11 protein-coding genes are annotated in these 12,929 nt (G+C 63.7%); 7 read left to right on the top strand and 4 right to left on the bottom strand.

Features of this window, described 5'->3' with window-relative positions; translation table 11 throughout:
- Window positions 1-1,161, top strand: a complete 1,161-nt coding sequence (locus AC2FNA_RS05755; RefSeq protein ID WP_496825092.1) for an acetate/propionate family kinase — start codon at window positions 1-3, stop codon at window positions 1,159-1,161.
- The gene (locus tag AC2FNA_RS05750; RefSeq protein WP_496825091.1) at window positions 1,158-1,622 is read left to right on the top strand and encodes a DUF3237 domain-containing protein; all 465 of its coding nucleotides are present in this window, start codon (window positions 1,158-1,160) and stop codon (window positions 1,620-1,622) included. Before AC2FNA_RS05755 ends, AC2FNA_RS05750 begins: the two co-directional genes overlap by 4 nt.
- A gap of 7 nt (window positions 1,623-1,629) precedes the next feature.
- Here the strand turns inward: AC2FNA_RS05750 and AC2FNA_RS05745 are convergent, their stop codons facing one another.
- Window positions 1,630-2,481, bottom strand: coding sequence for a phosphate acyltransferase (locus tag AC2FNA_RS05745; protein WP_496825090.1), 852 nt, complete (start codon window positions 2,479-2,481; stop codon window positions 1,630-1,632).
- A 36-nt stretch (window positions 2,482-2,517) separates the two neighbouring features.
- Between AC2FNA_RS05745 and AC2FNA_RS05740 the strand changes: the two genes are divergently transcribed.
- The 4 genes from AC2FNA_RS05740 (at window position 2,518) to AC2FNA_RS05725 (ending at window position 8,314) form a co-directional block, all read left to right on the top strand.
- Window positions 2,518-3,651 (top strand): citrate/2-methylcitrate synthase, encoded by a 1,134-nt coding sequence (locus AC2FNA_RS05740; RefSeq protein WP_496825089.1) that lies wholly within the window; start codon window positions 2,518-2,520, stop codon window positions 3,649-3,651.
- A 118-nt stretch (window positions 3,652-3,769) separates the two neighbouring features.
- Window positions 3,770-6,595 carry a molybdopterin oxidoreductase family protein gene (locus AC2FNA_RS05735; RefSeq protein WP_496825088.1) on the top strand — a complete coding sequence of 942 codons (2,826 nt, stop codon included), beginning with the start codon at window positions 3,770-3,772 and terminating at the stop codon, window positions 6,593-6,595.
- A gap of 82 nt (window positions 6,596-6,677) precedes the next feature.
- Complete coding sequence (locus AC2FNA_RS05730; protein WP_496825087.1) at window positions 6,678-7,427, top strand: 4Fe-4S dicluster domain-containing protein; 750 nt, start codon at window positions 6,678-6,680, stop codon at window positions 7,425-7,427.
- Complete coding sequence (locus AC2FNA_RS05725; RefSeq protein ID WP_496825086.1) at window positions 7,427-8,314, top strand: dimethyl sulfoxide reductase anchor subunit family protein; 888 nt, start codon at window positions 7,427-7,429, stop codon at window positions 8,312-8,314. The genes AC2FNA_RS05730 and AC2FNA_RS05725 overlap by 1 nt, the downstream gene beginning before the upstream one ends.
- Window positions 8,315-8,405: 91 nt before the next feature.
- Here AC2FNA_RS05725 and dapA read toward each other — a convergent pair whose 3' ends face one another.
- A complete protein-coding gene (gene dapA / locus AC2FNA_RS05720) occupies window positions 8,406-9,278 on the bottom strand; it encodes a 4-hydroxy-tetrahydrodipicolinate synthase (protein ID WP_496825085.1) in 873 nt (290 codons plus the stop codon).
- A 130-nt stretch (window positions 9,279-9,408) separates the two neighbouring features.
- Between dapA and AC2FNA_RS05715 the strand changes: the two genes are divergently transcribed.
- Complete coding sequence (locus AC2FNA_RS05715) at window positions 9,409-11,400, top strand: lytic transglycosylase domain-containing protein (RefSeq protein WP_496825084.1); 1,992 nt, start codon at window positions 9,409-9,411, stop codon at window positions 11,398-11,400.
- Here the strand turns inward: AC2FNA_RS05715 and AC2FNA_RS05710 are convergent.
- Together AC2FNA_RS05710 and mnmC2 are read right to left on the bottom strand one after the other, a co-directional pair.
- Window positions 11,356-12,252 (bottom strand): DMT family transporter, encoded by an 897-nt coding sequence (locus AC2FNA_RS05710; protein WP_496825083.1) that lies wholly within the window; start codon window positions 12,250-12,252, stop codon window positions 11,356-11,358. The genes AC2FNA_RS05715 and AC2FNA_RS05710 overlap by 45 nt on opposite strands.
- Window positions 12,249-12,914, bottom strand: a complete 666-nt coding sequence (gene mnmC2, locus AC2FNA_RS05705; RefSeq protein ID WP_496825082.1) for a tRNA (5-methylaminomethyl-2-thiouridine)(34)-methyltransferase MnmC2 — start codon at window positions 12,912-12,914, stop codon at window positions 12,249-12,251. The genes AC2FNA_RS05710 and mnmC2 overlap by 4 nt, the downstream gene beginning before the upstream one ends.
- Window positions 12,915-12,929: the final 15 nt, after the last annotated feature.

Genomic DNA, 12,929 nt, shown 5'->3' with positions numbered 1-12,929 from the left:
ATGCACGAACCCGGCGCCAAAGACAGCATTCTCGTTCTCAACGCCGGGTCCTCGTCGATCAAGTTCGCGGTTTTCGGACCCGACCTGACAGAGCAGCTATCAGGACTCGCCGCCGGTATCGGCGGCGTGTCCTTCCTTCAGGTTGGTTCGGAAAAGACCGAACGGCCGCTGATCGACCACCGCGCAGCCCTTGCTGCCGTGCTCGAGGCCCTCGAGGCTGCGGGCGTGCGGGTTGCGGACCTGCGTGCGGCCGCGCATCGTGTTGTCCATGGCGGGCGAAAGCTGACGGCACCTGTGCGCATCACGCCCGAGGTGCGGGCCGAGATCGCCGCCTGTTCGCCGCTGGCGCCGCTACACAACCCGCACAATCTCGCCGCCATAGACACGCTGGCCGAACTGGCGCCGGACCTGCCCCAATTCGCCAGTTTCGACACCTCGTTCCACGCCACAAACCCCGAGGTTGCGACCCGCTACGCGATCCCCCGGATGATCGAGACCAAGGGGATCCGTCGTTACGGGTTCCACGGACTTAGCTATGCTTCGCTGGTACGCCGCCTGCCCGAAATCTCGGGCGAGGCGCTGCCCTCGCGCCTGCTGGCCTTCCATCTCGGAAATGGCGCCTCACTTTGTGCGATCAAGAACGGTTGTTCCATAGCCACGACCATGGGCTATTCCCCGCTCGATGGATTGACGATGGGCACCCGCTCGGGCGGGATCGACGCGAATGCCGTGCTGCGCCTGGTCGAGGATCATGGGTTGGAGCGCACAAAAGCGATCCTGAACCACGAAAGCGGGTTGCTGGGGCTTTCAGGTGGAAAGTCGGACATGCGCCGCCTGATGCTCGACCATACCGCCGACAGCGATTTCGCCATCGAACACTTCTGTTACTGGACGCTGCGCCATGCCGGCAGCCTGATCGCCGCGATGGAGGGGCTCGATGCCATCGCCTTTACCGGCGGCATCGGTGAAAACGCCATTGGCGTGCGCGCCCGTATCCTGCGCGGGTTGGAATGGCTGGGCTTGCGCATGGACCCCGATGCCAACCACGGCAACAAGCCGAAGCTTCATACCGGAAAGTCAAAGATCGCGGTCTGGATCGTCCCTGCCGAGGAAGAGCGGATGATCGCGCTGGACGCGCAACGCCTGCTGGAGGCCGCATGACCGAACCTGCCGCAATCGGCCTTGCTGCCGCCTTCGAAATCCGGGCAGAGATCGGCGCGCCGCTTGACGGCGGGCCTGGCCGCAACGGTCATCGCCGGATCATCCCGATCACCGGCGGAACCGTCCGGGGTCAACGTCTCAACGGAACCGTTCTGCCCGGCGCCGATTTCGAATTGATCCGCGCAGACGGCAATTCCGCGGTCGAGGCACACTACGCCATCCTCGCCACCGACGGCACCCCGATCTATGTCCGCAACACCGGGTTGTTCGTCGCTCAGGCCGACGTGATTGCCCGGCTCGATGCGGGAGAGGATATCCCGTCCGAGGACTACTATTTCCGCACCGCGCCGGTGTTTGACGCCCCCGACGGGCCGCATGGTTGGCTTGCCGACCGAGTGTTCGTGGCGAGCTGCCGATTTACCCCCAGCGTCGTCACCATCCGGGTCTTCGAGGTTACATGATGCGCCGTCAGGACATCGCCAGCGTCACTGCCGTCGCCGCAACGATGTCGTCAACCGTGGCGCCTCGGCTCAGGTCGCAGACCGGTTTGCGGAACCCTTGCAGGATCGGCCCCAGCGCCTGTGCCCCGGCCAGTTCCTGGCACAGCTTGTACGCGATGTTGCCTGCATCGAGATCGGGAAATACCAGTACATTGGCATCGCCCCTACCCAGCCCCTTCTTGGCGGCGATGGTGGGGTTCAGCGCTGCGTCCGCCTGTACCGGCCCCAGGAAACCGGTGGTCTCCGCCGCTGCGCGTACCAGGTCCACGCTGTCGCCCGCGCCCGAACTGCCTGTTGAATATGAAAGCATTGCCACGCGGGCAGAACCCAGAAGCGCGCGCGCGGACACCTCCGACGCAAGCGCAATCGCCGCCAAAGCCTCGGCGTCCGGGGTCACGTTCACCGCGCAATCGGCAAAGATCAGTTCGCGCCCGTCAGGAAACCGCATCAGGAAGAACGACGAAGGTACCGAGACCCCCTCGGCCAGCCCGATCGCGATTGCGGCCGCCTCGATCACCCGCTTGGTCGGGCTGTCCGCGCCTGCCACCATTGCCTCGGCTTCGCCACAGGCGACCATGGTGGCGGCCAGGTACAGGGGTTTGCCCAGCATCCGACGGGCCACCGCCTCTTTCACGCCGCGCGCCTCGACCAGCGCCGCGACATGGGCCTCCGACGGGGTACCCAGACCGACCGGTTCGCACAGGCCTTGCCGCGCCAGTTCCATTGCGGCCGCAGCTACCCGCGGATCATCCATTTCCGGAAACACCACCCGCGCCCCACGGGCTTTGGCTTTTTCGATGGCGCGCTGCTGTGCGGTCATTTTCCCCTCCAATTCAGTCACCGAAGGGAGACAGCGATGAGCGACGAGGTCAAGATCAACCGTGGCCTGGTGGGCGTCTATTTCGAGCGCTCGGGCGTCAGCCATATCGACGGATCGCAGGGCGAACTCAGCTATCGGGGTTATTCGATCCACGATCTCGCCACCCATTCCACCTTTGAGGAAGTGGCGTATCTGCTGATCCATGGCGAGCTTCCATCCGAGTTGGAACTTGCTGATTTCGATTCCCGGCTGAAAGCGGCGCGCAGCCTGCCGCCTGCGGTTTTCGACATCATCCGTGCCACAAAAGACGGTCATCCGATGGATGTGCTCCGAACCGCTGTTTCGGCGCTGGCGGCACTGGAACCGGGCAGTCGGTTGGTCAGCGAAGAGGCCTTTGTTGAAAACGGCATTCGCCTGACCAGCCAGATCCCGATGATGGTCGCCGCGCACGAGGCAATACGCAACGGGCGCGACCCGGTGGCCCCCGACAACAGCCTGTCGCATGCGGCCAACTGGCTCTGGATGCTCAAGAGCGAGAAACCCTCGATCGAAGCGGCCCGGCTGGCGGATGTCGATTTCATCCTGCATGCCGAGCACGGCTCCAACGCCTCCAGCTTTGCCGCCCGCGTGACCATCGGGACCGAGGCCAACCTGCACGGCGCCATCGTGACCGCGCTGTCCACGCTTGCCGGCCCTGCCCACGGCGGCGCCGCCGAGGACGTGATGAAGATGGTGCAAGAGATCGGCAGCCCGGAAAACGCTGCCGACTATGTCCGGACCAAGCGCAAGGCGCGCGAACCTGTCACCGGCTTTGGCCACCGCGTTTATCGCACCGAGGACCCGCGCGCCCGACACATGCGCGAAGGCGTGCGCAAGCTGGGTGAGGAGATGGGCGCGCCCGAATGGTATGCCATCCTGCAAGCCGTGGTCGAAGCGATGCAACCCTATGCGCGGCACGGGCTGAACGTGAATGTCGATTTCTATTCCGGCGTGATCTATCAGCTGCACGGCATTCCGATGGACCTCTATGTTCCGATCTTTGCCATCGGGCGCGTGCCGGGCTGGATCGTGCAATGCATCGAGCAACTGCGGCGCAATATCCTGATCCGACCGCTCACGCTCTATGACGGTCCGGAACCACGGGTCTATGTGCCGATCGGACAGAGATAGCTTTACCAATCAAGAGCACAAAACGAACGACATCGTCCCAGCATTCGGGCGAATTTCAGAAAACGGTTCGCAAATCCATTCTTGCGCAGTACCGTTGGCGAAAAAAAGGGAACAGGGAATGACCTTTCAGCAGCCGCAGATCGACACCTCGCCGCATGTCTCGGACGAGGTCCGCAAGACGACGTGCTACATGTGCGCCTGCCGATGCGGGATCAACGTTCATATGAAGAACGGCAAGGTCGCCTATATCGAGGGCAACCGCGACCATCCGGTGAACAAGGGCGTGCTCTGTGCCAAGGGCTCTGCCGGGATCATGCAGGTCAACGCCCCCTCGCGCCTGCGCGCACCGCTGAAACGGGTGGGGCCGCGCGGCTCGGGCGAGTTCCAGGAGATCAGCTGGGACGAGGCGCTGGAGATCGCGACCGGCTGGCTGAAACCGATCCGCGAGAACGATCCGTCGAAACTGGCCTTCTTCACCGGACGCGACCAGTCGCAAAGTTTCACCAGCTTCTGGGCACAGAATTTCGGCACCCCGAACTATGCCGCGCATGGCGGCTTCTGCTCTGTCAACATGGCGGCGGCGGGCATCTACACGATGGGCGGCGCGTTCTGGGAGTTCGGCCAACCCGACTGGGATCATACCAAGCTGTTCATTCTCTTCGGCGTGGCCGAGGATCATGATAGCAACCCGATCAAGATGGGCATCGGCAGGATCAAGGCGCGCGGCGCGCGGGTGGTCGGCGTCAACCCGATCCGCTCGGGCTATAACGCGGTGGCCGACGACTGGTTCGGGATCACGCCGGGCACCGACGGGCTGCTGATCCTGTCGCTGATCCATGTGCTGATGAAGGCGGGCAAGATCGACCTCGACTATCTCGCGCGCTACACCAACGCGCCCTGTCTGGTGATCGAGAACCCGGGCGCCGACGACCACGGCCTGCTGTTGCGCGACGCTGACGGCAAGGTGCAGGTGATCGACCGCGCGACCGGCGAACTGGCCCCCTTCGACCGTCCCGGCGTGCGTCCGGACCTGACCGGAACCCATGTACAAAACGGTCAAACCTGCCACACGGTGATGCACAAAACGGTCAATCGCTACCTGTCCGAGGAGTACACACCCGAAGCAGTGGCCGATCGCTGCGGCATCCCCGCCGCGCGCATCCGCGCGCTGGCCGCCGAGATTGCCCGCGTCGCCTTTGACGAAGCGTTCGAGATCGAACAGGAATGGACCGATTTCCGGGGCGAAACCCACAAGGTGATGAAGGGCCGCCCGGTCTCCTTCCACTCCATGCGCGGCATCTCGGCCCATTCCAACGGCTTCCAGACCTGCCGCGCGCTGCACCTGTTGCAGATCATGCTCGGCACGGTCGAGGTGCCCGGCGGCTTCCGCTTCAAACCGCCCTATCCCAAACCGGTCGAAGCGCACCCCAAACCCCATTGCAAGGTCACGCCGGGCGCCCCGCTTGATGGCCCGCATCTGGGATTCGTGCGCGGCCCCGAGGATCTGGCGCTCAAACCCGACGGCAGCCCGGCCCGCATCGACAAGGCGTTTACCTGGGAAAATCCCATGTCTTCTCATGGACTTATGCACATGGTGATCTCGAACGCCCATGCCGGCGATCCGTACAAGATCGACACGCTGTTCATGTACATGGCGAACATGTCCTGGAACTCGACCATGAACACGCGCGGCGTGATCGACATGCTGACGGACAAGGACGAGAGCGGCGAATACGTCATCCCGCGGATCATCTACTCGGATGCCTATAGCTCGGAAATGGTCGCCTATGCCGACCTGATCCTGCCCGACACCACCTATCTGGAGCGGCACGACTGCATCTCGCTGCTCGACCGTCCGATCTGCGAGGCGGACGGCGCGGCGGACGCGATCCGCTGGCCGGTGATCGAACCCGACCGCGATGTGCGCGGCTTCCAGACGGTGCTGGTGCAACTGGCCAACAAGCTGAAACTGCCCGGTTTCACCGACGAGGACGGCGCGGCGAAATACTCCGATTACGCAGACTACATCGTCAATCACCAGCGTAAGCCGGGCATCGGGCCGCTGGCCGGTTTCCGGGGCGAGGCAGGTGACAAGGCCGGGCGGGGTGAGGTCAACCCGGACCAGTTGAATCGGTATATCGAGAACGGCGGGTTCTTTGTCGAACATCTACCGGACGCGGCACGATACTACAAACCCTGGAACACGGCCTATCAGGATTGGGCCGTCGGCATGGGTCTCTATGACAGCCCGCAACCCTACCTGTTCCAGCTCTATTCCGAACCGATGCGCCGGTTCCAGCTGGCCGCCGAAGGCCATGGCGAGCGGCAACCGCCCGATCACTTGCGCGACCGGATCAGTCAGCGGCTGGACCCGCTGCCGATCTGGTACGAGACCGATCAGCACGGCAACGAGGGCTTCACCGTCAACGCGCTGACCCAACGGCCCATGGCGATGTATCACAGCTGGGGCACCCAGAACGCCTGGTTGCGGCAGCTGCACGGGCGCAACCCGCTCTATGTCCCGACAAAAATCATGCGTGAACAGGGGCTTGAGGATGGCGATTGGGCGCGAGTCACCTCGCCCCATGGTCAGATCGTGGTGCCGGTGATGGAGATGGCCGCGCTCAACGACAACACCGTCTGGACCTGGAACGCGATCGGCAAGCGCAAGGGCGCCTGGGCGCTGGAACCGGACGCACCCGAGGCCACCAAGGGCTTCCTGCTCAACCACCTGATCCACGAGTTGCTGCCACCCATGGGCGACGGGCTGCGCTGGGCCAACTCCGACCCGGTGACCGGTCAGGCGGCGTGGTTCGACCTCAAGGTGAGAATCGAAAAGGCCGCAGGCCCTGAGGAGAGAGCTGAAAGCCAACCCGAGTTCCCCGCGTTGAAATCGCCCGTGGGAACCGGTCCGAAAGAGCTGACATGGAAGGTGGGAAAATGAGCGGAACAATTTTCTGCATAGAAAATTGCCCAGAAAATTCGTCGAATTTTCTCGCGTTCGCCTGTGGTTGCTGGAGCGTGACATGACGGAGTTGCCGCAGAAGACCGACCGCAAGCTGGGGCTGGTGATCGACCTTGATACCTGTGTCGGCTGCCATGCCTGCGTAATTTCCTGCAAGGGGTGGAATACCGAGAATTATGGTGCGCCGCTCAGCGATCAGAACCCTTACGGGTCCGATCCCTCGGGCACGTTCCTGAACCGGGTACATTCCTACGAGGTTGAGCCGCCCGAGGGCCAGGCCCAGCTGATCCATTTCCCAAAATCCTGCCTTCATTGCGAGGACGCGCCCTGTGTCACCGTATGCCCGACCGGCGCCAGCTATAAGCGCTCCGAGGACGGGATCGTTCTGGTCAACGAAAGCGACTGCATCGGCTGCGGCCTTTGCGCCTGGTCCTGCCCCTATGGCGCGCGCGAGCTGGATCTGGCCGAAGGCGTGATGAAGAAATGCACCCTGTGCGTCGACCGCATCTATAACGAAAACCTGCCCGAAGAGGACCGCGTCCCGTCCTGTGTGCGGACATGTCCGGCCGGTGCGCGTCACTTCGGCGATCTGGGTGATCCGGACAGCGCGGTGTCACAACTGGTGGCTGAACGCGGCGGCATGGACCTGATGCCTGAAATGGGCACCAAGCCCGTCAACAAATACCTGCCACCGCGGCCCAAGGACAGGATCGAGGATCAGATCGACATCCTGGCGCCGCTGCTGGCGCCGGTGGCCGAAGAACCCAAAGGGTTCATCGCCTGGCTCGACAAGGCCTTGGAGAAACTCTGATGCATCCCGCTCCTTCCGTCATCATCTTTACCACCTTGTCCGGACTCGGCTTTGGCTTGCTGGCCTTTCTCGGTCTTGGCCTGCCAGACGTATCCGGTTGGGTGGCCTTCGTCTTCTTCGCCATTGCCTATGGTCTGGCCGTCGGCGGGCTGCTGGCCTCAACATTCCACCTCGGCCACCCCGAGCGCGCCTGGAAGGCGTTCAGCCAGTGGCGCACAAGCTGGCTCAGCCGCGAAGGCTGCGCCTCTGTCGCGGCGCTGCTTGTCATGGGGCTGTACGCCGTCGGGGTGATCTTTCTGGACCAGCGCTGGGCTGTGCTGGGCTGGGTCGGTGCTGCACTATCTCTGATCACGGTGTTCACCACGTCGATGATCTATGCCCAGCTCAAGACCATTCCGCGCTGGAACATGAACCTGACACCGGCGATGTTCCTGTCGTTCAGCCTTGCCGGCGGTGCGCTGCTGGCCGGCCAGAACACCGCCGCGATCCTGCTGCTGTTGATCGCGGCTGCGGTACAACTGGCCTACTGGAAACAGGGCGACGCTGCGCTGGCGAACTCGGGCACCGATATCGGCACCGCGACCGGGCTGGGATCGCGCGGCAAGGTGCGCGCCTTCGAGCCGCCGCATACCGGCAGCAACTATCTGCTGCGGGAATTCGTGCATGTCGTCGGCCGCAAACACGCGGCAAAGCTGCGGATGCTGGCCGTGGGCCTTGGCTTTGTCCTGCCGCTGCTATTGTTGCTGGTGCCGGTGCATGACGTGGTCGTCAAACATCTGCTCGCCCTGATTGCAGTGATCGCGCATCTAATCGGCATCGCCACGTCGCGCTGGCTGTTCTTTGCCCAGGCGGAACATGTGGTCGGGCTCTACTACGGCAAACGTTAGCCTGCGCGGCAACGCCGCGATTTGAGTATTTTTGACCAGAAAGAAGCAGGAGCCCGGCGCCCAGGTATCGCGCCGGTTCTTTGTCCGGCTTTTACAGAAGCCCTGCGTGCTTCATCGCCGCGTCGATGGCAGCCTTGGTGCTGTCTTCCAGACCGGTCAGCGGCGAGCGGACCTCTTCGCTGCACAGGCCCAGTTTCGACAGGGCATACTTGGCGCCGACCAAGCCCGGCTCGATAAAGATCGCCTCGTGCAGGGGCATCAAGCGGTCTTGGTAGTCGAGCGCCTTGGAATAGTCACCGGCAAGCGTCGCCTGCTGGAATTCGGCGCAAAGCCTCGGCGCCACGTTGGCGGTGACAGAGATGCAGCCGACCCCGCCATGGGCGTTGAAGCCCAGCGCTGTCGCGTCCTCGCCCGAAAGCTGGATAAAGTCAGGGCCACATGCGGCACGCTGCTGGCTGACTCGGGCCAGATCACCGGTGGCATCCTTGACGCCGACGATGCGAGGCAACTTGGCCAGCGCGCCCATGGTCGCGGGCGTCATGTCCACGACCGAGCGGCCAGGAATATTGTAGATGACGATCGGGATCTCGGCGCAGTCATGTAACGCGGTGAAATGCGCGATCAGTCCGCGCTGGGTGGGCTTGTTGTAATAGGGCGTCACCACCAGCGCCGCATCGGCTCCGATCCGCTGGGCGAATTGCACGAAGCGGATCGCTTCGGTGGTGTTGTTCGACCCTGCGCCCGCGATCACCGGTACGCGTCCGGCAGCGGCCTTGACCACCTCGGCCACAACGGTCTCGTGTTCCTCGTGAGTCAGCGTGGGGCTTTCGCCGGTGGTGCCGACGGGAACCAGGCCGGTCGAACCTTCGCCAATCTGCCATTCGACAAGCCGTTTGAGCGTCTCCAGGTCCAGCTCGCCGTTGCGGAACGGGGTGACGAGGGCAGGCATCGAGCCTTTGAACATGGAAAACGCTCCCTAGATAGAGTGGTAAGCGGGCAGTTGCCCGCCGGTTGCCCCGTTTGGTCCGGAAAGTGAATTGATCCGGGCCGCGCAAGGTATAACGTGAAAGGCTCTAGCCTTGGTTCGGCAGGAAATGCAAGGGATGTCCCGCGTTCTGATCATCAGTCTGGCAGCGATTTTCTGGTGTTTCGCGGCAATCGGCCCTGTATGGGCCGATGCTGCCGCGAATCTCCGGGTTGCTCTGCGGGAAATGCGGGCCGAGAACTGGACCGAGGCGCTGAGTGTCGCGGGCGCGCGCGGTTCGGTGTCGCGCGACATCATCGTCTGGCACTGGCTGCGCAGGAGCTATGGGACCGATGGCGATGCGCTGGTGTTTCTGAACCGCCGGGGCGATTGGCCGGGTCTTGACTATCTGCGCCGACAATCCGAGCCGCAATTCACCCTTTCCCCGCCGGAACGGGTGCTTGAATTCTACTCGGGCGCACCGCCACAGACCGCCGAGGGCGTGCTGAACTATGCGGTGGCGCTGCTGGCCACAGGACAGCGGGGCGATGCCGAAGCGGAACTGGTCAAGGCTTGGCGCACCCTGCCCATGGGGGCCGGGCTGCAACGCGATTATATCGAGAATTACGGCAAACTGCTGGCGCCGCATCATGTCGCGCGGCTCGACCGTATGCTGTGGGAGGGTTACATCATCAGCGCCAAGCAGATGCTGTTGCTGGTGGATGAGGATCAGCGCAAGCTGGCGCAGGCGCGGCTCGGGTTGAAGGACCGGGTGCCCGGTGTAGATGCCCTGATCTCTGCCGTTCCCGAAGCTTTGGCCCAGTCGCCGGGTCTGGCGCATGACCGATTTGTCTGGCGTGACCGAAAGGAGCTGGATGACAGCGCCATCGACCTGATGCTTGAACGCTCGGTCAGTGCCGAGGCGCTGGGCGAGCCGGGCATGTGGGGCAAGGCGCGCGCGCGGCTGACGCGGCTGATGATGCGGCAGGACCGCAACGAGCGGGCCTATCAGATGGCCGCGCGCCATTTCATGACACCGGGGATGGGCTATGCCTATGCCGATCTGGAATGGCTGGCAGGGTATCTTGCCTTGGCCAAGCTGGGCGACCCAGCTGCGGCCGTCGCCCATTTCCAGCGCTTCGATGCGGCGGTCAACTCGCCGATTTCGAAAGGGCGGGCGGGCTATTGGCTGGGCCGCGCCTATGCGGCGCTGGGAGATGCAGACAAGGCCCATGCTGCCTATGCCATGGGGGCCGAGCATCAGACCTCGTTCTATGGTCTGCTGGCGGCCGAGCGGATCGGGCGCCCGTTCGATCCGGCCCTGGCCAATCCGCCCGCAACGCCCCCCTGGCGTGAGGCGGCGTTCATGTCCTCCAGCGTACTCGAGGCCGGGCTGCTGTTGCTGCGTGCCGGAGAGCGTGATCTGGCTGAGCGGTTCCTGACCCATCTGGCCGAGAACCTCGATCCGGTGCAGGCGACGCAGCTGGCCGAGATGGCGCTGGAGATGCAGGAACCGCATCTGTCGGTGATGATCGCCAAGCGAAAAGCGCAAGAAGGGGTGGTGCTGACCGGCGCCTATTACCCGCTGCACCCGGTCGGGCGGCTGAACCTGCCGATGGCGCCCGAAATGACGCTGGCCATTGCACGCCGTGAAAGCGAGTTTGACCCCGTGGTGATTTCGGGTGCGGGCGCGCGCGGCCTGATGCAGGTGATGCCCGCGACGGCGCGGCTGGTGGCCGACACGCTGGGTATTCTGGGCGGACACTCTACCGACAGTCTGACGTCCGATTGGGAGTATAACGCCAAGCTGGGCGCCAATTACCTGGCCGAACTGGCCGGAGAGTTCGACGGCAATGTGGTGATGATGGCGGCGGGCTATAATGCCGGCCCCAATCGCCCGATAAGCTGGATGGAGCGGTTCGGCGATCCGCGTAGCGGCACTCCGGATATCGTTGACTGGATCGAACATATCCCGTTCGAGGAGACCCGCAATTACATCATGCGGGTGACCGAGAGCCTGCCTGTCTATCGTGCGCGCCTTGGCAAGGAACCGCTGCCGTTGCCGTTTTCCGCTGAACTAGCGGGATCGACTTTGCGCGCGTTCGCGCCACAGGGTGAATAGGCCAGCGGCCACGATCAGCGCGGCGCCGATGATGACGGCGCTGCGCAGGGTCTCGCCAAACACGGTGATACCCAGGATCGCGGTCCACATCAGGTGGAAATAGGCAAAGGGTTGCACCGCGCTTGCCTCGGCCATCTCGTAGCATTTGATCAACAGCCAGTGCCCGGTGGCGCCGCTGACACAGAGCAGCGCCATCCAGCGCCAGTCGGCGGCATTCATCGGCTCCCAGAACCACAGGCCAATGGCGGTCATGGCCACGGCGCCCGATACGCCGGTCCAGAAGAAGCTGGTGGCGGTGCTGTCCTGCCGGGCGGCATAGCGGGTCAGCAGACCATAGAGCGCGAACATCAGGGCCGAAATCAGCGGCACCACGGCCCAGGGGTTGAACACGCCCATGCCCGGCTGAAGGATGATCAGCACGCCGATCAACCCGACCCCGATGGCCGCCCAACGCCGCCAGCCGACCTTTTCGCCCAATACCGGGCCGGACAGGGCCGCCACCAGAAGCGGGTAGCAGATGAACACCGCCATGCTCTCGATCAGGCCCAGAACGGTAAAGCCGAATACCGCCACGCAGATCTCGCCCGCCAGCAGCAGCCCGCGAAAAATCTGCAGGCCCGGCTGCGAGGTGCGGGTGGCAGCGCGCAATCCGCCGCGCGACCGGGCCGCCAGCGCGATCACGAACGCGGCAAAGAACCAATATCGGATCATCACCACCATGTAGGTGTTGTAGCTTGAGGCGAGATGACGCGAGATACCGTCCTGAAGTGCGAACACCACCGTGGCGGCCAGCATCAGCGCGATACCGGCGGGAATATTGTTCTGCTGTACCCGTCCTGTCGCCTGTGTCATGGCCGTACCCCTTGCGTCATGTGCCGTTTGCGGCCGTATCCCGGCACCCGCGTCACGGCAAACCCGGCCGCCTCCAGCCCGCGCCGCACAAAGCCTGCTGCCGTGTATGTGGCAACCGTGCCGCCCGGTGCTGTCCGGTTTGCGACATGTGCCAGCAAATCCGCTTGCCAAAGCTCGGGATTCTTGGCGGGGGAGAAGCCGTCGAGGAACCAGGCATCGGCCCGTCCCGTCCATTCCGGCAGGGTCTGGCGCGCATCGCCCTGCACCACATCCAGTTGCAGTGTGCCCAGATCGCAGGGCGCTCCGGTCCAGACCTGCAGAAACCTTTCGACCCAGAGGGCAAGCTCGGGGAAGGCGGCCAGCGCCCGGGCCATGTCGTCATGCGTCATTGGATAGGCTTCGAAACTGGTAAAGCGCAGCGGGCCGGTCATGCCTGTGCTTTCCCAGGCGGCCCAGGCGGTCAGCATGTTGAGCCCGGTGCCAAAACCCAGCTCGGCGATATGAAAGCCCGGTCTGAACCGCTCTGGCAGGCTGTTGCCCGCCAGAAACACATGCCGCGTCTCGGCCAGACCGTTTTCAAGCGAGAAATAGGGATCGTCGAACCGGTCCGAGACCGGTATCCGGTCCTCGGTCCAGCTGAGTTTCGCTTGCTGGTCAACCATGCGAATATCCCCTAC

Source organism: Ruegeria sp. YKSD163, assembly GCF_059612905.1.
Note: the sequence above shows the minus strand (reverse complement) of the source record. Positions and strands in the feature narration are given on the sequence as shown.